Origin of the sequence: Pseudomonas alliivorans (genome assembly GCF_017826695.1) — a bacterium.
Taxonomy (GTDB): domain Bacteria; phylum Pseudomonadota; class Gammaproteobacteria; order Pseudomonadales; family Pseudomonadaceae; genus Aquipseudomonas; species Aquipseudomonas alliivorans.
The window spans coordinates 279,674-299,482 of the sequence record NZ_JAFFZW010000001.1 but is presented as its reverse complement, the minus strand read 5'-3'; the positions used below and the strand labels follow the sequence as shown (position 1 = coordinate 299,482).

Here is a 19,809-nt window from a genome sequence, read left to right as displayed (position 1 = left end):
CCGGGCTTTTTCTTACCTGCGCGAAAGCTCGGCCGCACAACCCGAAGGACCGCCCTGCCCTGTACGCCACCGGCACATCACCGTACAATCCCGAGTCATTTCCAGTCTCAGCAACCGACAACGGCCAACCATGCGCACCAGTCAATTTTTGCTCGCCACACAGAAAGAAACCCCTTCCGATGCGGTCGTGGTCAGCCATCAGCTGATGCTGCGCGCCGGTATGATCCGCAAGCTCGCCTCCGGCCTGTACACATGGCTGCCGATGGGCCTGCGCGTGCTGCGTAAGGTAGAAGCCATCGTTCGTGAGGAAATGGACGCTGCAGGCGCACTCGAAATCCTGATGCCGGGTATTCAACCCGCAGAACTGTGGCAGGAGTCCGGCCGCTGGGTGCAGTACGGCCCCGAACTGATGCGTCTGGTCGACCGCCACAACCGTGATTTCTGCTTGGGCCCGACCCACGAAGAAGTCATCACCGATCTGGCCCGCAACGAGTTGAACAGCTATAAGCAGCTGCCGATCAACCTGTACCAGATCCAGACAAAATTCCGTGACGAGATCCGCCCACGCTTCGGCCTGATGCGCGGTCGCGAGTTCGTCATGAAGGACGCCTACTCGTTCCACGCCGATCATGCGTCGCTGCAGGAAACCTACGACCGCATGCATCAGGCTTACAGCAATATCTTTACCCGCCTGGGCCTGAAATTCCGTCCGGTCGAGGCGGACAACGGTTCGATCGGTGGCGCAGGTTCCCACGAGTTCCACGTATTGGCCGAGTCCGGCGAAGACGACATCGTGTTCAGCGATGGCTCCGACTACGCGGCCAACATTGAAAAAGCCGAAGCCGTTCCACGCGAAACATCGCGCCCCGCCCCGACTGAAGAGCTGCGTCTGGTCGACACGCCGAACACCAAGACCATCGCGCAACTGGTAGAAGGCTTCAATCTGCCGATCGAAAAGACCGTCAAGACGCTCGTGGTGCATGCCGCCGAAGAAGGCAAGCTGGTGGCGCTGATCATTCGTGGCGACCACGAACTCAACGAAATCAAGGCCACCAAACTGGAGCAGGTCGCAGACCCTTTGGTGATGGCGTCCGAAGCCGAACTGCGTGACGCCATTGGTGCAGGCGCAGGCTCACTGGGCCCGCTCAACCTGCCACTGCCTTGCATCATCGATCGCTCGGTCGCGCTGATGAGCGATTTCGGTGTCGGAGCCAATATCGATGACAAGCACTACTTCGGCGTCAACTGGGAGCGCGACCTGCCGGTTCCGGCCGTTGCCGATCTGCGCAACGTGGTTGCAGGTGATCCGAGCCCGGATGGCAAGGGCACGCTGGAAATCAAGCGTGGCATCGAAGTCGGCCATATCTTCCAGCTGGGCACCAAATACAGTGAAGCCATGAAGTGCCAGGTCCTGGGCGAGAACGGCAAGCCGGTCAACCTGTCCATGGGTTGCTACGGCATTGGCGTATCCCGCGTGGTTGCCGCAGCCATCGAACAGAACAGCGACGAGAACGGCATTATCTGGAACGACACACTGGCGCCCTTCCAGATCGCCCTGATCCCGCTGCGCTACGAAACCGACGCCGTGCGTGAAGCGACAGACAAGCTGTACGCCGAACTGAAAGCCGCCGGTTTTGAAGTGCTGCTTGATGACCGCGACAAGAAAACCAGCCCCGGCATCAAGTTCGCAGACATGGAACTGATCGGCATCCCGCATCGCATCGTGGTCAGTGATCGCGGTCTGGCCGAAGGGAATCTGGAATACAAGAGCCGTACCGAGTCGCAACCGCAAGCCATTGCAGTTGCTGACGTGCTGTCGTTCATCCAGGGCCGCGTGAAACGCTGAGTCAAAAGGCGCATCGACATCGGTCGGTGCGCCACTCATCACAGGCCCCATCCGCATCAAGAGATCCCATGCTCAAACGAAGCACCCTAAGCCTCGGCAGTGCCGTTCTCTGCGGCACTTTCCTCGTCGGCGGCTGTGCCAATCAGTTGTCGCAGCGCAGCGAACATGAGGAACGTGTCGAGCGAAAATTGCTTGAGCACACCTTGCAGGTCGACATCGGCGAACCCAAGACACTGGAGTTGCCTCAACGTCGCGTGCGCATCCACGAGCACAAGTCGTTTGAAGTAACCGACTTTGAAGTCACGCGTCATTATGATCGCTATACGCCCTATCAGCCCTGGCGGGAGATCTATGAAATTCCGTTGGGCGCAGTCGCGGTCGTGGCGGGCGTGGGCGCCAACGTGGTCAACGTCTTCGCATTGGGCAGTCTGCCGGAAAGTGTGACCAAGGACTGGATCAGCTACGGTGTCGCCGGAATGAACCCGTTCATGAACGCGCCCTCTCACGGACGTGCTCAGCAAAACCTGGCAGGTATCGATGAGGTCCAGAAGGACAAGCGCATCGAGAACTCCACACTGCCGTGGAACGAGCGCTCGGTAATGGTCAAGGCGGGTAACGAAACCCACGAGATGGCCACTGACCGCAACGGCGTACTGAGGCTCAACCTGCTGGACAGCCCGTTCGCAGAGCAGGACCTGAGCCGCGTCACTCGTCTTTACATCAATGTCGAAGACGAACAGGACAACGCACACGCCAATGCGAGCCTGCCAATCAGCCATTCATTGCGCGGAAAATTACTGGAAGCGCATGCGTTGATCTACGACGATCTGGAAGATGATGAAGTGAGCCAGTGGGTGCATCGGGTCAAGCGTCTGTCGGACCTTGGTCTCGAAGAAGAAGCCAGCGAACTGGAACAGAGCCTCATCGAACTGACTCGCAACGATCCACAACTGCAGAATGAGTTTCTGAAGTCCCTCGCCAAGGATGCAGGTCGTCTGGTTGCGGTTCCCGCAGAAACGCCATGAGCATCAGGCTCCGCAATCCTGCGGAGCCGCCTGTTACCGCTTAAACAGTTCCAGCTGCTCGTGGGCTGAACGCAAGTCGTGCAGGCGCACACCCACACCCAGCAGCCGAACCGGCTTTCCTCCCCGCGCGAAGGCCTGCGCCAATAACTGTTCATAACTGCCCAGATCCCTGCCAGCGCCAGTCTGCTCCAGCGTGGTCTGAGTGAAGTCATGGAATTTCACTTTGACGAAGGGTTTGCCTGGACGGTACTGGCCTTCCATTCGGGCCATGCGATGGGTCAGTGTTTCCAGCAAGGCAGGCAGCTTTTCCAGGCAACTGGCCAGATCGGGCAGATCCTTCTCGTACGTATTCTCGACACTGACCGACTGACGCCGACTGTCATTCTGCACAGGCCGGTCATCGATGCCATGCGCAAGACTCCAGAGCCTTTCGCCAAAACTGCCGAACTCGCGCACCAGCGCCAGCTTGCTACGACTGCGCAGATCCGCGCAGTCGACAATCCCCAAACGGCCCAGCTTGTCGGCAGTGACCTTGCCCACCCCGTGCAGCTTATTGACTGGCAGTAATGCGACAAAGTCTTCGACCTGATCCGGGGTAATGACAAACAGCCCATTCGGCTTTTTCCAGTCGCTGGCGATTTTGGCCAGAAACTTGTTGGGCGCAACACCCGCCGACACGGTGATGTGCAGCTGATTGGAGACCCTTCGCCGAATATCCTGGGCGATGCGCGTTGCACTCCCGGAAAAATGGCTCGAATCGGAGACGTCCAAAAACGCCTCATCCAGAGACAGCGGCTCGATCAGGTCGGTGTAATCACGAAATATCGTCTGGATTTCCTTCGACGCTTCTTTATAGGCATCCATGCGCGGCTTGACGATGGTCAGGTCCGGACAAAGCTTGAGGGCATGTCGAGAAGACATGGCAGAACGCACGCCATACGCACGTGCCTCGTAGTTACAGGTGGCGATAACACCTCGCCGTTCTGCCGAGCCTCCTACCGCCAGGGGCTTGGCTGCCAGACTCGGGTCGTCGCGCATTTCGATGGCTGCGTAAAAGCAGTCACAGTCGATGTGGATGATTTTGCGCTGCGTCATGACCTGATGAAGTTTTGATATCCATGGCCACGCAGTATCTCACTGCTATCAACAGGTGACACGCTCGTCCTCAAAATGCCAGATGAAAAGGCAGCGTTTACGCCCTTTTTTAAGCGTGAACGCCACCTGAAGCCCGACGGGCCGGGCGCCAAAGGTCCTTCACTCATTCGCTTCGCCTCGCTAACCAATTGAAGGAAAAGCACTTTTCTAAAACTAATCATTGACACCCCGACAACTCTCTGTAGAATGCCGTCACACAGACGCGGGATGGAGCAGTCTGGTAGCTCGTCGGGCTCATAACCCGAAGGTCGTCGGTTCAAATCCGGCTCCCGCAACCAAACATCAAGAAAGGCTACTCGAAAGAGTGGCCTTTTTTGTGCGCACTCATAAAGCATCGACGCGTGCTTCTATATAGAAGGACCGAGCCAAAGTTGGATGCCTTCGTGGATAGAAGCATGACGCGAGGTTATTTTCAGCTTTCCAGCATTAAGGGTTGACACTTTTGCGTTCGGCTGTAGAATGCCGCCACACAGACGCGGGATGGAGCAGTCTGGTAGCTCGTCGGGCTCATAACCCGAAGGTCGTCGGTTCAAATCCGGCTCCCGCAACCAAACATCAAAGAAGGCTGCTCGAAAGAGCGGCTTTTTTTGTGCCTGATGAAAAACCCTCTCGCATCACCCGTAACTGTCTGACAAAAAAGACTATTTTGTCCAGGCGCTGAAGCCCTATCATCACTGCCGTCACGCAATGTTTCCATTTGCGACAGTTTTTTCACATCCTGCCGATAGGCTTATAGCTAAGCTGAATCAGACCTGAATCACGGCTGAACAGCGGCGACCCGGTCTATTCGCTATTCGCTCGTTAGGCGTTGACGCGCTAACATCCTGAAATATTTTTTGCGTAGGGATTGGTAACTTGGCTGTATACCTCCATCCTGTCGCGCACGATCCAAGGAGTGATTGATGCGCGACAACACGTCAGATTCCAATGAAGCAGTAAATGCCGATCAACCTGGCAAACCCGCACGCCTGAACTGGCGCGAGTTGCTGAGCAAGTATCGCCAGCCTATCGGGCTGGCTGTGATGCTGTTGCTGTTCGGCCTGGCGCTGATCGCCTGCCGGCACATGCTCATCGAAATGGACTGGTATGCGCTGCATGACTCCCTGTTCGCGGTGCCCCTGCCCTCTCTGGGCGGTGCCTTGCTGGCTGCGATAATCGGCTATGTCATCCTGATGGGTTACGAGTTGTCGGCCAGTCGCTATGCCAACGTCGACCTGCCGACCAAAACACTGATCCTCGGTGGTTTCACGTCGTTTGCGATTGGCAACGCGGTGGGCCTGTCGATGCTGTCGGGTGGCTCGGTCCGCTATCGCCTGTATTCGCGACATGGGATCGGCGCGATTGAAATTGCCCGCATGACCGTGTTCGCCAGTCTCTCGCTGGGCTGCGCGCTGCCGCCGCTCGCAGCGCTGGCAACCCTGAGCAATCTGTCCGGTGCATCACTGGCCTTGAAGCTTCCTGTGGAAGTGCTCGCGGTCATCGCAACCGCAGTGTTGGTCGGCAGCATTCTCCTGGCGGTCGCCATCTATCGTCGCCGCATGCCAGAACAGGACATCCCCCACAACATTCTTGTGCGCCTGGGTCGTCGCACCCTGCGCCTTCCAGATCTGCGCCTGACCCTTATCCAATTGGTGATCACTGCACTCGACGTGGCGGCGGCGGCTCTGGTGCTTTACCTGCTGCTGCCCCAGGCGCCACCGTTGGGCGCGTTCATGCTGATCTATCTGCTGGCACTGGCGGCTGGCGTACTCAGCCATGTTCCCGGTGGCGTCGGCGTCTTTGAAGCGATCCTGCTGGCTGCGTTTGCCAACGAGCTGGGAGCAGCGCCCCTGGCAGCCGCCCTGCTGTTGTATCGCCTGATCTACGTCGTGCTGCCACTGCTGCTGGCATGCCTGACACTGCTGTTCACCGAAGCTCAGCGATTACTTCCGACGCGGCAGGCGATGCGCGTCGCTTCAGGTCTGGCGGCACCGATCCTGGCACTACTGGTTTTCTTGTCGGGGGTGGTGCTGCTCTTCTCTGGTGCCACCCCTGAAATCGATACCCGACTGGAAAACGTCGGCTTCATGATTCCCCATCGCCTGATCGACGCGTCGCACTTTGGGGCAAGTCTGGTGGGCGTCCTGTGCCTGCTGCTTGCTCAGGGCCTGCGCCGCCGATTGTCCGCTGCGTGGATCCTGACCGTGGTTCTATTGGTGGTGGGCGCCGTGCTGTCGATGCTGAAAGGCTTTGACTGGGAGGAAGCCAGCCTTCTGCTGCTCACTGCTGTCTTGCTGATGACCTTCCGCCGCTCGTTCTATCGCCCGAGCCGCCTGTTCGAAGTACCCTTCTCGCCGCTCTATCTGATCGCCAGTGTCTGCGTGGTCGGTGCGTCGATCTGGCTGCTGCTGTTTGCTTATCAGGACGTACCTTACAGCCATCAATTGTGGTGGCAGTTCACGCTGGATGCCGACGCCCCTCGCGGCCTGCGCTCGGCGCTGGGCAGCGCGGTTCTGCTGGTGGTGGTCTCCCTGACCTGGCTGCTGCGTACCGCCCGCCCGGTCATCAAGCTGCCCGATGCAGCCGATCTGGACAAGGCAGCCGAGATTCTCAAAGCCTCCAGCCAGCCTGACGGCGGGCTGGTGCTGACCGGTGACAAGGCCATCCTGTTTCACCCGGCCGGCAACGCTTTTCTGATGTACTCGCACCGCGGTCGCAGTCTGGTGGCGCTGTATGACCCTATCGGTCCGACACAACAGCGTGCCGAGCTGATCTGGCAATTCCGCGACCTGTGCGACGTTCACCATGCACGCCCCGTGTTCTATCAGGTGCGCGCGGAAAACCTGCCGTTCTACATGGACATCGGACTGACCGCTATCAAGCTGGGCGAGGAAGCCAGAGTCAACTTGCTGAAATTCGATATCGACGCCAAAGGCAAGGAGATGAAGGACCTGCGCTACACCTGGAACCGTGGTGGTCGTGATGGTCTTTCGCTGGAAATCTACGAACAGGGCGAAGCGCCGATCGATGAACTCAAAGCGATCTCCGACGCATGGCTGACCGGCAAGAACGTGCGCGAGAAAGGCTTCTCGCTGGGACGCTTCAACCCCGAGTACCTCAAATACTTCCGCATTGCGATCGTTCACTTCCAGGGCAAGCCAGTGGCGTTTTCCAACCTGCTGGAAACCACCAGCCACGAACTGGCCAGCCTGGACCTGATGCGCTCGCACCCGGATGCGCCAAAACTGACCATGGAATTCATGATGGTCGGGTTGATTCTGCACTACAAGGCGCAGGGCTATTCCCGCTTCAGCCTGGGTATGGTGCCCCTGTCCGGCCTGCAGCCGCGTCGTGGGGCCCCCCTGACCCAGCGTCTGGGCTCGATGATCTTCCGTCGTGGAGAACAGCTCTACAACTTCCAGGGGCTGCGCCGCTTCAAGGACAAGTTCCAGCCCGATTGGGAACCTCGTTATATGGCCGTGCCTGCCGGACTCGATCCGCTCGTGGCACTGGCTGACACTGCCGCCCTGATTGCAGGCGGTCTGACTGGATTGGTGAAACGCTAATGATTCGACGCTCCTGGCGCCTTTTGCTTGCAGCTCTGGTAATTCTTCTTTTGGTCGCACTGGGAGTCTGGATATGGAGCCGCCCCGCTCCACCCGCCACACTTGAGCACTTGAATCTGAATGACGGGGCCGCGTTGACCAGCGTTACACCGGCCACCCGCATCAAGACCCGTATCGCGCTGGCTGTTACCGCCGAGGAGATGCTCACCGACAAGCAACTGCTGGCCATCAGCAAAGACGCTTCGGCGCGCATCGTTCAGGTTGTTCTGCCTAAAGACGATTGCGTCATGCAGCAGAAAACCTTTCAGAGTGCCCTCGAAAAACTCGACGGCCCAGCGCTGGTGGTGGGCGGGATAGGCCCGGGCGCGACCCTGGCATGGCGCTGGCTGGCCGGGCAGACTGACGACAAGGCTCAGGCGATCTCGGTAGGCTTCGCCCTGGAGCACGTGTCCAATCCGCCACCGGTGGTGGATGAAGGCGACACGCCGCCACTCATCTGTGACGTGCCGCTGCCTCAGAAGGCACCGCACGGGCACTGGCTGGCGGCCTGGAATGACGCGCCGGATGATCCGAGCGCAGCATTCGTACGGGATCAGACGAACGCCGACACCAGCATCAGCGATTACGATATTCCCTTGCCGCAGGTTTTGAACACCGAACTGCGCCACCTGCTGCTGGGCGAAAACGATGCAGGCGGGCTGGGCATTCCGGTCGTTGAAGTACCGGCCAGCCAACCATCCGACACCGTCACGCTGTTCATGTCCGGTGACGGCGGCTGGCGCGATCTGGACAAGGTCGTGGCGGGCGACATGGCGAAGATGGGCTATCCCGTGGTCGGCATCGATGTGCTGCGTTACTACTGGGAACACAAGACACCCGAGCAGACCGCCATCGACCTCACCGACCTGATGAACCACTACCGTCAGAAATGGGGCACCAAACGCTTCATCCTTGCCGGTTACTCGTTCGGCGCCGACGTGATGCCTGCGATCTACAACCGTCTTGCGACGGACGATCAGAACCGTGTGGACGCAATCATCCTGCTGGCATTCGCTCGCTCCGGCAGTTTCGAGATTCACGTGGATGGCTGGCTGGGCAACGCGGGCAAAGAGGCGACCACAGGACCTGAGATGGCTAAGCTGCCTGCTGCCAAAGTGCTCTGCGTCTACGGCATCGAAGAGAAGAAGGACAGCGGTTGCACCGATACCACAGCGGTGGGTGAAGCGGTCCAGCTGCCCGGTGGTCATCACTTCGATGAGGACTACCCTGCCCTGGCCAAACGCCTGATCGACGCCATCAACAAGCGTCAGGGCAAGACTGGCGCTCAATAACCGGTCAGTTATCCGAGACCAAAAAAAATCCCGGCACCGTAAGGTCGCCGGGATTTTTATTGGCAGGGTATATCCGGCAGCTTACATCTCGACTTGCGTACCCAGCTCGATCACGCGGTTGAACGGCAGTTTGAAGAAGCGCAGGTTGCCGTTGGCGTTCTTGAGCATGAAGGCGAACAGTGCTTCGCGCCAGCGAGCCATGCCTACCATCTTCGACGGGATAACCGTCTCGCGGCTCAGGAAGTAGGTGGTACGCATCGGGCTGAAGTCCAGCTCAGCCAGGTGACACAGAGCAAGCGCAGCGGGCACGTCCGGCTCGTCGATGAACCCGAAGTGCAGGATCACGCGATAGAACCCCTCACCGTACGACTCGACCTCGAAACGCTGCTGAGCCGGGACCCTCGGTGAATCCTCGTAAACAACCGTCAACAGCACGACCTGTTCGTGCAGTACCTGGTTGTGCAGCATGTTGTGCAGCAGCGCATGCGGCACGGCATCGGAACGAGCCGTCAGGAACACCGCCGTGCCTTGCACGCGATGCGGCGGCTGCACACGGATGCTGCCAATGAAGATCGGCAGCGGCAGACCGCCCTCGTCGATGCGCTCGGCGAGCAACTGTTTGCCGCGCTTCCAGGTGGTCATGAGGATGAACAGCACAGCCCCCGCCAACACCGGAAAGGCACCACCCTGGAAGATCTTCGGCACGTTCGCGGCGAAAAACAGACCGTCAACCAGCAACAGCCCCACCAGCAGCGGAACGGCCAGCAATGGCGGCCATTTCCACAGCAGCAGCATCACCGAAGACACCAGAATCGTGGTGCAGAGCATGGTCCCGGTTACCGCCACACCGTAGGCAGAAGCCAGCGCGCCGGAAGACTCGAAGCCGATCACCAGCATGATCACGCCCGCCATCAGTGCCCAGTTCACAGCGCCGATATAGATCTGGCCCTGCGCATCACTGGAGGTGTGCTGAATGTACATGCGCGGAATATAGCCAAGCTGGATGGCTTGCAGCGTCATGGAAAACGCACCGGAAATCACCGCCTGGGAGGCAATGATCGTCGCCATAGTCGACAGGCCGATCAGCGGCAGCAGCGCCCAACCCGGCGCCAGCAGATAAAACGGATTGCGAACAGTCTCGGGGTTGCCCAGCACCAGCGCACCCTGACCGAAATAGTTGAGCAGCAACGCCGGCAGCACGAGGATGAACCACGCCCGCGAGATGGGCTTGCGACCGAAGTGGCCCATGTCGGCATACAAGGCTTCGGCGCCGGTCAACGCCAGCACTACCGCGCCCAGAATGGCGACACCGATGCCCGGATGAATAATGAAGAAGCGCACACCCCAGACAGGGTTCACCGCCTTGAGCACTTCCGGCGACTGCATGATGCCGTAGACACCCAGTGCGCCCAACACGACGAACCAGGTGACCATTACCGGACCGAACAGCACACCGATGCGCGCCGTACCGTGCCTCTGAATCAGGAACAGCCCGATCAGCACCACTAGCGCCATCGGCACGATCCAGTGTTCCAGCCCGTCGAACGCCAGCTCCAGACCTTCCATTGCGGACAGTACCGAGACGGCAGGCGTAATCATGCTGTCGCCATAGAACAGGGCCGCACCGAACAGGCCGAACACCACCATCATCATCTGCAATTTGGGGAATCTGGCCGTAGCCCGCCGCGCCAGCGCAGTCAGGGCCATGATGCCGCCCTCGCCCTGGTTGTCGGCGCGCAGGATGAAGACCATGTACTTGAAGGACACCACCCAGATCAGCGACCAGAAAATCAGCGACAGTACGCCCAGAATCGCGTCATGCGTGACCTCGACCCCGTAGCCGCCCTGAAACACCTCCTTGAGCGTATACAGCGGGCTGGTGCCGATATCGCCATACACCACACCCACCGCCGCGATCAGGAGTCCCACAGGCCTGGCAGCCTTTCCAGAACCTTCATGACTGTTTGTTTGACTCATCCACTACTCCCGGAAACCAGACATGAGGCTCAAAGCACTATGAACTTCACAACACGTAACAATTCAGAACCGCCCAGACATTGACATGCCTCGACGCAATGGCGCGAAGCATAACGCAGCACTCGTCGTAATTCTCTTCCAAAGACTGGTCATCGTGCGCGGTCACCGCTAGAATTGCGCACTTTTTGATCAGAGGCGCAACCAAGCGCCCAACCGGTGCCTGCACGTAGTGTCCAGGCCCCTTCACGCCGAGGTTCGCCATGTCCACCGTCACCACGCCATCCGCCCCCAAGGTCGGGTTCGTTTCTCTGGGTTGCCCGAAGGCTTTGGTCGATTCCGAACGGATCCTGACTCAATTGCGCATGGAAGGTTACGAAGTCGTCCCGACTTACGAGGACGCCGACGTGGTTGTCGTCAATACCTGCGGCTTCATCGATACGGCCAAGGCTGAATCGCTGGAAGTGATCGGTGAGGCGCTGGCGGAAAACGGCAAGGTGATCGTGACCGGCTGTATGGGCGTGGATGAAAGCGTCATTCGCAACGTCCACCCGAGCGTGTTGTCGGTGACCGGTCCTCAGCAGTACGAGCAGGTCGTCAATGCCGTGCACGAAGTCGTGCCGCCGCGCCACGATCACAACCCGCTGATCGATCTGGTGCCGCCGCAAGGCATCAAGCTGACGCCGCGCCATTACGCGTACCTGAAGATTTCCGAAGGCTGCAACCACAGCTGCAGCTTTTGCATCATTCCTTCGATGCGCGGCAAGCTGGTCAGCCGCCCGGTCGGCGATGTGCTTGACGAAGCCAAGCGTCTGGTCAAATCCGGCGTGAAGGAATTGCTGGTCATTTCTCAGGACACCAGCGCCTACGGCGTCGACGTCAAGTACCGCACCGGTTTCTGGGACGGCCAGCCGGTCAAGACCCGCATGACCGAGTTGTGTCAGGCGCTGGGCTCCATGGGTGTCTGGGTACGATTGCATTACGTTTATCCGTATCCGCACGTTGATGAGCTGATCCCTTTGATGGCCGCGGGCAAGATCCTGCCGTATCTGGATATCCCGTTCCAGCACGCCAGCCCCAAGGTCCTCAAGCTGATGAAGCGTCCGGCCTTCGAGGACAAGACCCTTGCCCGCATCAAGAACTGGCGCGAGCAGTGCCCGGATCTGATCATCCGTTCGACCTTTATCGTCGGCTTCCCCGGCGAAACCGAAGAAGACTTCCAGTACCTGCTGGACTGGCTGACCGAGGCCCAACTGGACCGCGTCGGCTGCTTCCAGTACTCACCCGTCGAAGGTGCGCCTGCCAATCTGCTGGACGCTGCCGTTGTGCCGGATGACGTCAAACAGGACCGTTGGGACCGCTTCATGGCGCATCAGCAGGCCATCAGTGCCGCTCGTCTGCAGATGAAGATCGGCCGCGAGATCGAAGTGCTGATCGACGAAGTCGATGAGCGTGGCGCGATCGGTCGCTGTTTCTTCGACGCCCCTGAAATCGACGGTAACGTGTTCATCGGCCTGGAGGATGACAGCACCGTCAAGCCGGGTGACAAGATCATGTGCCGCGTGACCGATGCCGATGAATACGACCTGTGGGCCGAAATCATCTGACGCGGGCTCCATTTGCCGGAAAAAAGCCCTGCCCTTCAAAACGGCAGGGCTTTTTCGTTGAGTTTTGCGGTCTATGCACAGACCGGACACTGGGAGCCCTGGCCCGATGGAATTCTACATTCCAGACAAGAACGACTACCCGGCTTTGGTAGACCTGTGGGAGCGCTCGGTACGCGCCACTCACGACTTTCTGCCGGACGCCTATATCACGCTGCTGAAGGATCTGCTGCTCCGGCAGTATCTGGACAGCGTGACGCTGTTTTGTACCCGTGACGCACAACTGAACATCACCGGCTTTGCAGGCGTCAATCGGAGCAAACTCGACATGTTGTTCATCGATCCTGAGCACCGCGCAGAAGGGCTGGGCTCACAGTTGCTGACCCATGCGATCTCACAGTTCCGCATCTACGAGCTGGATGTGAACGAACAGAATCCGCAAGCGCTGGGGTTCTATCTCAAGCACGGCTTTGAGGTGGTCAGCCGCTCCGAAGTCGATGGCCTGGGCAGCCCTTATCCGATGCTCAGAATGCAGTTGAGCCGCCGCAATTGACGTGCCTGAAGGCGCAATTGCAATGTTGCCGCGAATAACCCGGCGCAGGCGGTTACAATGGCGCCTTTCTCATCAGTAAACGGCTTCTTTCATGACAGACCCCATCCGCCTCTCCAAACGCCTCATTGATCTGGTCGGCTGCTCCCGCCGGGAGGCTGAACTGTTCATCGAGGGAGGTTGGGTCACCGTGGATGGCGTGGTGGTCGAAGAGCCACAATTCAAGGTCGATACCCAGAAAGTAGAGCTGAGCCCTGATGCCAAGGCTGACGCGCCGGAGCCGGTCACTATCATCTTCCACACGCCGGCCTCGGCCACTGCCGAAAGTGCGCTGCAGATGATCACGCCCGGCACGCTTTGCGAAGAACACAGCTACGGCAAACGCCCCCTCAAGGGCCATTTTTTGCGGCTTGAGGCGATCTCCAGCCTGCAGGCCAACGCCAGCGGCCTGATGGTCTTCAGCCAGGACTGGAAAATCCTTCGCAAACTCACCGACGACCGCAGCAAGATCGAGCAGGAGTATGTCGTGGAGATCTCCGGCGAGATGGCCCCTCATGGACTGAATCGCTTGAACCACGGCCTGACCTACAAGGGCAAGGAGCTGCCGAAGGTCAAAGCCAGCTGGCAGAACGAGAACCGCCTGCGTTTCGCCATGAAAAATCCGCAGCCCGGCGTCATCGCTCAGCTCTGCGAGGCTGTCGGCCTGAAAATCGTCTCCATTCGCCGTATCCGCATTGGCGGCGTGTCCATGGGCAAGCTGCCCGAGGGGCAATGGCGTTACATGACGACCAAGGAAAAGTTCTAACGCCTCTCTCATTACCGGGCGCACGCGCTTGTTCGTGCGCCGTCAAAAGACTTACAGGACTCACCGCTCATGATGAACAACGATGTATTGCGCAGCGTGCGCTACATGCTCGATATCAGCGACAGCAAAATCGTCGAAATCACCGGACTGACTGGTTTTGAGGTCTCCAGGAGCGACGTCATTGCGTTCATGAAGAAAGAGGAAGAAGAAGGCTACCTGGATTGCAGCGACGAGGTCATGGCGCACTTTCTGGACGGCCTGGTCTACTTCAAGCGCGGCAAGGACGAGAGCCGTCCACCTCAGCCTATCGACCTGCCGATCACCAATAACATCGTGCTGAAAAAGCTGCGCGTGGCCTTCGAACTGAAAGAGGACGACATGCACGCGATCCTAAAGTCCGTCGACTTCCCGGTCTCCAAGCCGGAGCTGAGCGCTCTGTTTCGCAAGGTAGGTCATACCAACTACCGCGAATGCGGCGACCAGTTGCTGCGCAACTTCCTTAAAGGCCTGACCCTGCGCGTTCGCGGCTGAGTTGGCGGGCATGACCCATACCGTTTCACCTGTCGGCTACATGCGCTCCTGCTTCAAGGAGAAGTTTGCCATTCCGCGCCAGCCACAGCTGGCACCGGCGGCGCGCGGCGTGCTGGAACTGGTCGCCCCCTTCGATCAGGGTGATGCGGTGCAGGGTCTTGAGCAGGTCAGCCATGTCTGGTTGCTGTTCCTGTTTCATCTGGCGCTGGAAGACAAGCCACGTCTGAAAGTGCGCCCGCCTCGTCTGGGCGGCAACCAGTCGATGGGCGTATTCGCTACCCGCGCGACTCATCGCCCAAATGGCATCGGTCAGTCAGTGGTCAGGCTGGACAAGGTTGAAGCCGGGCGTCTGTGGCTGTCAGGTATTGACCTGCTGGACGGGACGCCGGTGCTGGACATCAAGCCCTATGTACCCTATGCCGACACTGTCGAAAGCGCGACCAACTCCATGGCCAGTGCTGCACCCGAGCTGATTCCAGTGCTCTGGCAGGAGGCTGCGCTGGTTCAGGCGCACGAGCATGCCTTGAGGCTGGGGGAGCCACTGATGGAACTGATCGAGCAGTGCCTGGCTCAGGATCCACGGCCGGCTTATCAGACGCCCACACCTGAGCGTCGCTATGGTGCGCAGTTCTGGGATCTGGATGTTCGCTGGCATTACCCCCAGGCAGGTGTCATCTGCGTGCTGGAAGTGATCCCGGCACAAGATTCCGGCCAATAAAAAACCGCCTCACCCTGCCCAAGGGTGAGGCGGTTTTTTTCAACCCGGCTTACTTCTCGACGAATGCACGCTCGATCAGGTAGTCGCCAGGCTCACGCATGCGTGGCGAAACGGTCAGGCCGAAGTTGTTGAGCACTTCGCTGGTCTCGTCGAGCATGCTTGGACTACCGCACAGCATGGCACGGTCGTCCTGAGGATTGATCGGCGGCAGACCGATGTCGCTGAACAGCTTGCCGCTGCGCATCAGGTCAGTCAGGCGGCCTTCGTTTTCGAACGGCTCGCGTGTCACGGTCGGGTAGTAGATCAGCTTGTCGCGCAGCGCTTCACCGAAGAACTCGTTCTGCGGCAGGTGCTCAGTGATGAACTCACGATAAGCGACTTCGTTCACGTAACGCACGCCGTGGCACAGGATGACCTTTTCGAAACGCTCATAGGTTTCAGGGTCCTGAATGACGCTCATGAACGGCGCCAGGCCGGTCCCGGTGCTGAGCAGATAAAGATGTTTGCCCGGCTTCAGGTCATCCAGTACCAGCGTGCCCGTAGGCTTTTTGCTGATGATGATCTCGTCGCCTTCCTTGAGGTGTTGCAACTGGGAAGTCAGCGGACCGTCCGGCACCTTGATGCTGAAAAACTCCAGATGCTCTTCCCAGTTGGGGCTGGCAATCGAATACGCACGCATGAGCGGACGACCATTTGGCTGCTGCAGGCCGATCATGACGAACTGACCGTTCTCGAAACGCAAACCAGGGTCGCGGGTGCACTTGAAACTGAAGAGGGTGTCGTTCCAGTGATGGACGCTGAGGACACGCTCGTGGTTCATGTTGCTCATGTACGTGGGAACTCCTGAAAATTTCGTGCGCGCATGGGCATTGCGCTATTGCGCGACATTCTAGTGGCAGACACAATATCTGTTAAATGAATTATCAAGATATAGGTTATCGGTTATATAGATATGCGATTCACTCTTCGTCAACTTCAGGTTTTTGTCGCCGTCGCCCAGCAGGAAAGCGTCTCGCGCGCTGCCGTGCTGCTTTCACTCTCCCAGTCGGCCGCCAGCACGTCCATCACAGAACTGGAGCGCCAGTCCAGTTGCCAGCTGTTCGACCGAGCCGGCAAGCGACTGAGCCTCAATGCGACGGGTCGCCAGTTGCTGCCTCAGGCCGTTGCCTTGCTCGATCAGGCCAAGGAAATCGAAGACCTGCTCAACGGCAAGTCAGGCTTCGGCTCGCTGGCTGTTGGTGCGACGCTGACCATCGGCAACTACCTGGCAACGCTGTTGATCGGTGGCTACATGCAGCGCCACCCGGAAAGCCAGGTAAAACTGCATGTTCAGAACACGGCGCACATCGTGCAACAGGTGGCGCACTACGAGATCGACCTTGGCTTGATCGAGGGCGATTGCAGCCACCCCGACATCGAAGTTCAATCCTGGGTCGAAGATGAGCTGGTGGTGTTCTGTGCACCGCAACATCCGCTGGCCAAGCGTGGCCAGGCCACACTGGACGAACTGACACGCGAGGCATGGATTCTGCGCGAACAGGGTTCAGGCACCCGGCTGACGTTCGATCAGGCCATGCGTCATCACCGCAACGGTCTGAACGTGAAGCTGGAACTGGAGCACACGGAAGCGATAAAGCGGGCAGTGGAGTCCGGGCTGGGCATCGGATGCATTTCCAGACTGGCGCTGCGCGATGCGTTTCGTCGCGGCAACCTGGTCGAACTCACCACCCCGGATCTGGACCTGTCCCGGCAGTTCTACTTCATCTGGCACAAACAGAAGTATCAGACGTCCGCCATGCGCGAATTTCTCGACCTCTGCCGGGCATTCACCGCCGGCGTGCAGCGCAGCGACGAAATCGTGCTGCCCAGTCTGTACTGATAAATCGGTCAGACTCAGCCCAACAGGACGATGCCCCACACCAGACCGATCATGGTCAGGGCAATAAACTGCGCAGCGCTGCCCATATCCTTGGCATTCTTGGACAGCGGATGCAGGTCCAGAGAGATCCGATCGATGGCCGCCTCGACAGCGGAGTTGAGCAGCTCGACGATCAACGCCAACAGGCATACCGCTACCAGCAATGCGTGCTCGCCTTTACTGACCGTCAGAAAAAACGACAGAGGAATCAGCACCACATTGAGCAGCACCAATTGACGAAAAGCGGCTTCGCCCTTGAAAGCGGCGGTCAGGCCGTCCAGGGAATAACCTGCGGCGTTGAGGATTCGTTTCAGACCGGTTTGGCCTTTGAAGGGCGACATAGAGAGGCTGCTGTACAGTAAGGATGAGGAAAGCTAAGGGAACACAGGTCAAAAAAGCGTGAACATTTCTGTGACTGCGGTTTAGCTGGCTGAGATGGATTCAAGTTGTTGCAGCAGCAACGCTGCCTGGGTCCGGGTGCGCACGCCCAGCTTGCGAAAGATCGCCGTCACGTGGGCCTTGATGGTGGCCTCAGAGACACTCAGCTCAAACGCGATCTGCTTGTTCAACAGGCCTTCACAGACCATGGTCAACACTCTGAACTGCTGCGGCGTCAAACTGGCAAGCCCGGCACTGGCGGCTTTGGCCTCGTCTGAAACGCTGATGGTTTCGTTGACCTGCGGCGGCCACCAGACATCGCCCTCCAGAACCGTACGCACCGCATGCTGAATGGCCTCAAGCGAACTGGACTTGGGGATGAAACCACTGGCACCGAATTCTCTGGAGCGAACGACAATGGACGCTTCTTCCTGCGCCGACACCATGACAACAGGGATCTGCGGGTATTGACCCCGTAACAGAACGAGGCCGGAAAAGCCGTAGGCACCGGGCATGTTCAGATCAAGCAACACCAGATCCCAGTCCGTCTTCTGCTCCAGATGCGACTCCAGTTGCGCGATGCTTTCTGCCTCGACCAGCCGTGCATCTGGTCCCAGGCCGATGCTCAACGCCTGCCGCAGCGCGCTGCGAAACAGAGGATGATCGTCGGCGATCAGGATGTCGTAGGTCATGTGTTGATCCTGTTTTCATAGTGAGGGCCAGCAACGCGGGCCGCTCAGCAGGGCATCCGAAAATGCCGGCAAATTCACGTTGCCCGATCAGGCAAGTGCAGCACCGAGCCCAGTGAATCGGCGTCCAAGCGGCGCCAAGCATGCCCAGCAACACCATGACGGTCAAGCATGACACGCCCAGGCCCCCACAACGAGATGGCAATCAGCCAATAGCCAAAGGGGCACACGTCTTGCGCACTATATAAAAGCCTTCAAATGAGTGTGGGCCGGGTCATCCGTATCGACTGGTCGCTGGTACTTGGCGCCCAGATAGTGAGCACTGAACACATCCAGATAAGCGTCCAGCACGCCACTCGCGCTGACATCGCCGGCCAATTCCAGGCACAGCGCAGCCACTTCTGCCGTACAGAAATGATCATCGCGCCTGGAGCGACGCAAGCGGTAGCGTGATATCTGCTCGGGCTCCAGGCTCAACACCGGAAACTTCTCCAGATAGGGACTTTTGCGGAACATCTTGCGCGCCTCAGTCCAAGTGGCGTCCAGCAGAATGAACAAAGGCCGCTTGCCATCTTTTTCACGTGATACCTGAGTCACCACCCGCTCCCTGGCAACGAACTCGCCCGGAAACACGATATAAGGCTGCCATTGCGGATCATCCAGCAAGGCCAGCAACTGCTCATCGACGTCGATCCGCGACCAGCCGAACGCGTGCGTTTCATCGATGACATCGGCAATAAGCCAGCCGGTGTTGGTCGGCTTCAAAGGCTCAGTGTCGTACATCAACAGGCACATACCGGATTCGGCGGCGACCCTGGGCCGCCATGCACATAAACAGTAGCTGAAGATGACCCGGCAATCCGGGCAGCGTGGCGCGCGCGAACCCCGGGCGATAAAGGGCTTGGTACTTCGCGCCAGCCGCTCATCGCGCAGGCGGGAGACAGCGTGGCTCATTGAGGCACACGCGTACTGGGGGAATACATCGACACCACGAGAACTCGACAGGAATAAAGTGCGCGCAGTTTATCAGAGCACCGACCGTTCAACCCTAGGCTGTGCGAAGACTCCTGTCTTATACTGCTTCGCCATCCAGACCCGCAGTCGGCAGGTTATCCCGGAACGCACTTTGAAGTCGCTGGTCCAACGGCCAGCTACTTAATCAGGAGAGTTTAATGCTGCGCCTCATCGCCCCTACCCTTACGCTTTTGCTCGTTGCTCCGCTGTGCGCCCAGGCGGCGTCGAAGCAGGAGTTCGAGCTCAGCAAAATGCTGGAAAAAGTCGCGAAGGAAAGCAGCGTCGGTACGCCTCGAGCGATCAACGAAGATATTCTGGATCAGGGCTATACCGTCAATGGCAAGGAACTGATCAACCACCTGAGCGTACGTGAAGGCCAGGCGCAGCAAATGCGCGCCAATCCGGATGCGACGCGCGACCAACTGGGCAACAGCGTCTGTCACAACTATGGCTTTCGTCAGTTGATGACCAAAGGTGCCGTACTCAAATATCAGTTCACCGAGTACAAGACCAATCGCCCGGTCGCGACCCAGACCTTCCAGGCCTCGGACTGCACGGTAAAACCCAAGAAATAAGCCGCTCTGCCCTTCCCGTGCGCCTGCCCCTCAGGCGCACGCCGTTCTCGTTACGAGACATCCAGCAAGCCTCTTCCCTGAATACGGACCGAGAACCGATGGCCTTTCCGAAGGAGCCGGCACATCATCGATTCGACATTCACGCCAGACT

At 58.8% G+C, this 19,809-nt stretch carries 17 protein-coding genes and 2 tRNA genes; 13 read left to right on the top strand and 6 right to left on the bottom strand.

Going from position 1 to position 19,809, the window contains the following annotated elements; genetic code table 11:
* Positions 1-130: 130 nt before the first annotated feature.
* Positions 131-1,846 (top strand): proline--tRNA ligase, encoded by a 1,716-nt coding sequence (locus JTJ32_RS01400; protein WP_099229767.1) that lies wholly within the window; start codon positions 131-133, stop codon positions 1,844-1,846.
* Between the two features lie 68 nt (positions 1,847-1,914).
* On the top strand, positions 1,915-2,871 hold the full coding sequence (locus JTJ32_RS01395; RefSeq protein ID WP_099229765.1) for a hypothetical protein: 957 nt from the start codon (positions 1,915-1,917) through the stop codon (positions 2,869-2,871).
* Between the two features lie 33 nt (positions 2,872-2,904).
* On the opposite strand, the gene dinB is transcribed toward JTJ32_RS01395, so the two are convergent.
* Positions 2,905-3,966, bottom strand: coding sequence for a DNA polymerase IV (gene dinB / locus JTJ32_RS01390; RefSeq protein ID WP_210040497.1), 1,062 nt, complete (start codon positions 3,964-3,966; stop codon positions 2,905-2,907).
* Positions 3,967-4,227: 261 nt separating this feature from the next.
* On the opposite strand from dinB, the gene JTJ32_RS01385 reads away from it, so the two are divergent.
* The 4 genes from JTJ32_RS01385 (at position 4,228) to JTJ32_RS01370 (ending at position 8,902) form a co-directional block, all read left to right on the top strand.
* A tRNA-Met gene (locus JTJ32_RS01385) sits at positions 4,228-4,304 on the top strand.
* 196 nt (positions 4,305-4,500) lie between these two features.
* A tRNA-Met gene (locus JTJ32_RS01380) sits at positions 4,501-4,577 on the top strand.
* 351 nt (positions 4,578-4,928) lie between these two features.
* Positions 4,929-7,571: a bifunctional lysylphosphatidylglycerol flippase/synthetase MprF gene (gene mprF / locus JTJ32_RS01375; protein ID WP_184319000.1), complete on the top strand. Its 2,643-nt coding sequence runs from the start codon at positions 4,929-4,931 to the stop codon at positions 7,569-7,571.
* Complete coding sequence (locus tag JTJ32_RS01370; RefSeq protein WP_184318997.1) at positions 7,571-8,902, top strand: virulence factor family protein; 1,332 nt, start codon at positions 7,571-7,573, stop codon at positions 8,900-8,902. Before mprF ends, JTJ32_RS01370 begins: the two co-directional genes overlap by 1 nt.
* Positions 8,903-8,983: 81 nt before the next feature.
* On the opposite strand, the gene JTJ32_RS01365 is transcribed toward JTJ32_RS01370, so the two are convergent.
* The gene (locus JTJ32_RS01365) at positions 8,984-10,879 is read right to left on the bottom strand and encodes a potassium transporter Kup (RefSeq protein WP_099229757.1); all 1,896 of its coding nucleotides are present in this window, start codon (positions 10,877-10,879) and stop codon (positions 8,984-8,986) included.
* Between the two features lie 260 nt (positions 10,880-11,139).
* Here JTJ32_RS01365 and rimO point away from each other — a divergent pair, with 260 nt between their 5' ends.
* From rimO to tsaA, 5 genes are all read left to right on the top strand, one after another.
* Positions 11,140-12,483 carry a 30S ribosomal protein S12 methylthiotransferase RimO gene (rimO, locus tag JTJ32_RS01360; RefSeq protein WP_210040495.1) on the top strand — a complete coding sequence of 448 codons (1,344 nt, stop codon included), beginning with the start codon at positions 11,140-11,142 and terminating at the stop codon, positions 12,481-12,483.
* 106 nt (positions 12,484-12,589) lie between these two features.
* The gene (locus JTJ32_RS01355) at positions 12,590-13,033 is read left to right on the top strand and encodes a GNAT family N-acetyltransferase (protein WP_210040493.1); all 444 of its coding nucleotides are present in this window, start codon (positions 12,590-12,592) and stop codon (positions 13,031-13,033) included.
* A 91-nt stretch (positions 13,034-13,124) separates the two neighbouring features.
* Positions 13,125-13,835, top strand: a complete 711-nt coding sequence (locus tag JTJ32_RS01350) for an rRNA pseudouridine synthase (protein WP_210040491.1) — start codon at positions 13,125-13,127, stop codon at positions 13,833-13,835.
* Between the two features lie 69 nt (positions 13,836-13,904).
* Positions 13,905-14,366, top strand: coding sequence for a YehS family protein (locus JTJ32_RS01345; RefSeq protein ID WP_210040489.1), 462 nt, complete (start codon positions 13,905-13,907; stop codon positions 14,364-14,366).
* A 10-nt stretch (positions 14,367-14,376) separates the two neighbouring features.
* Positions 14,377-15,084 carry a tRNA (N6-threonylcarbamoyladenosine(37)-N6)-methyltransferase TrmO gene (gene tsaA, locus JTJ32_RS01340; RefSeq protein WP_210040487.1) on the top strand — a complete coding sequence of 236 codons (708 nt, stop codon included), beginning with the start codon at positions 14,377-14,379 and terminating at the stop codon, positions 15,082-15,084.
* 49 nt (positions 15,085-15,133) lie between these two features.
* On the opposite strand, the gene JTJ32_RS01335 is transcribed toward tsaA, so the two are convergent.
* Positions 15,134-15,913, bottom strand: a complete 780-nt coding sequence (locus tag JTJ32_RS01335; protein ID WP_210040485.1) for a ferredoxin--NADP reductase — start codon at positions 15,911-15,913, stop codon at positions 15,134-15,136.
* 123 nt (positions 15,914-16,036) lie between these two features.
* Between JTJ32_RS01335 and JTJ32_RS01330 the strand changes: the two genes are divergently transcribed.
* A complete protein-coding gene (locus tag JTJ32_RS01330) occupies positions 16,037-16,963 on the top strand; it encodes a LysR family transcriptional regulator (protein ID WP_210040484.1) in 927 nt (308 codons plus the stop codon).
* Between the two features lie 14 nt (positions 16,964-16,977).
* On the opposite strand, the gene JTJ32_RS01325 is transcribed toward JTJ32_RS01330, so the two are convergent.
* From JTJ32_RS01325 to JTJ32_RS01315, 3 genes are all read right to left on the bottom strand, one after another.
* Entirely contained in the window at positions 16,978-17,343 is a 366-nt protein-coding gene (locus JTJ32_RS01325; protein WP_004879098.1) for a diacylglycerol kinase, read from the bottom strand.
* An 81-nt stretch (positions 17,344-17,424) separates the two neighbouring features.
* Positions 17,425-18,072, bottom strand: a complete 648-nt coding sequence (erdR, locus tag JTJ32_RS01320) for a response regulator transcription factor ErdR (RefSeq protein ID WP_004879097.1) — start codon at positions 18,070-18,072, stop codon at positions 17,425-17,427.
* A gap of 237 nt (positions 18,073-18,309) precedes the next feature.
* On the bottom strand, positions 18,310-19,023 hold the full coding sequence (locus JTJ32_RS01315) for a tRNA-uridine aminocarboxypropyltransferase (protein WP_210040482.1): 714 nt from the start codon (positions 19,021-19,023) through the stop codon (positions 18,310-18,312).
* Positions 19,024-19,241: 218 nt separating this feature from the next.
* Here JTJ32_RS01315 and JTJ32_RS01310 point away from each other — a divergent pair, with 218 nt between their 5' ends.
* The gene (locus tag JTJ32_RS01310) at positions 19,242-19,658 is read left to right on the top strand and encodes a quorum-sensing-regulated virulence factor family protein (RefSeq protein WP_210040479.1); all 417 of its coding nucleotides are present in this window, start codon (positions 19,242-19,244) and stop codon (positions 19,656-19,658) included.
* The last annotated feature ends 151 nt before the right edge of the window (positions 19,659-19,809 follow it).

Bases quoted from the DNA above. Each gene is read 5' to 3' on its own strand.
- JTJ32_RS01325 (WP_004879098.1), bottom strand. From the start codon at position 17,343: ATGTCGCCCTTCAAAGGCCAAACCGGTCTGAAACGAATCCTCAACGCC.
- JTJ32_RS01355 (WP_210040493.1), top strand. From the start codon at position 12,590: ATGGAATTCTACATTCCAGACAAGAACGACTACCCGGCTTTGGTAGAC.
- dinB (WP_210040497.1), bottom strand. From the start codon at position 3,966: ATGACGCAGCGCAAAATCATCCACATCGACTGTGACTGCTTTTACGCA.
- JTJ32_RS01350 (WP_210040491.1), top strand. From the start codon at position 13,125: ATGACAGACCCCATCCGCCTCTCCAAACGCCTCATTGATCTGGTCGGC.
- JTJ32_RS01345 (WP_210040489.1), top strand. From the start codon at position 13,905: ATGATGAACAACGATGTATTGCGCAGCGTGCGCTACATGCTCGATATC.
- erdR (WP_004879097.1), bottom strand. From the start codon at position 18,072: ATGACCTACGACATCCTGATCGCCGACGATCATCCTCTGTTTCGCAGC.
- JTJ32_RS01395 (WP_099229765.1), top strand. From the start codon at position 1,915: ATGCTCAAACGAAGCACCCTAAGCCTCGGCAGTGCCGTTCTCTGCGGC.
- JTJ32_RS01315 (WP_210040482.1), bottom strand. From the start codon at position 19,023: ATGAGCCACGCTGTCTCCCGCCTGCGCGATGAGCGGCTGGCGCGAAGT.
- JTJ32_RS01365 (WP_099229757.1), bottom strand. From the start codon at position 10,879: ATGAGTCAAACAAACAGTCATGAAGGTTCTGGAAAGGCTGCCAGGCCT.
- mprF (WP_184319000.1), top strand. From the start codon at position 4,929: ATGCGCGACAACACGTCAGATTCCAATGAAGCAGTAAATGCCGATCAA.
- JTJ32_RS01335 (WP_210040485.1), bottom strand. From the start codon at position 15,913: ATGAGCAACATGAACCACGAGCGTGTCCTCAGCGTCCATCACTGGAAC.
- JTJ32_RS01330 (WP_210040484.1), top strand. From the start codon at position 16,037: ATGCGATTCACTCTTCGTCAACTTCAGGTTTTTGTCGCCGTCGCCCAG.
- rimO (WP_210040495.1), top strand. From the start codon at position 11,140: ATGTCCACCGTCACCACGCCATCCGCCCCCAAGGTCGGGTTCGTTTCT.
- JTJ32_RS01400 (WP_099229767.1), top strand. From the start codon at position 131: ATGCGCACCAGTCAATTTTTGCTCGCCACACAGAAAGAAACCCCTTCC.
- JTJ32_RS01310 (WP_210040479.1), top strand. From the start codon at position 19,242: ATGCTGCGCCTCATCGCCCCTACCCTTACGCTTTTGCTCGTTGCTCCG.
- JTJ32_RS01370 (WP_184318997.1), top strand. From the start codon at position 7,571: ATGATTCGACGCTCCTGGCGCCTTTTGCTTGCAGCTCTGGTAATTCTT.
- tsaA (WP_210040487.1), top strand. From the start codon at position 14,377: ATGACCCATACCGTTTCACCTGTCGGCTACATGCGCTCCTGCTTCAAG.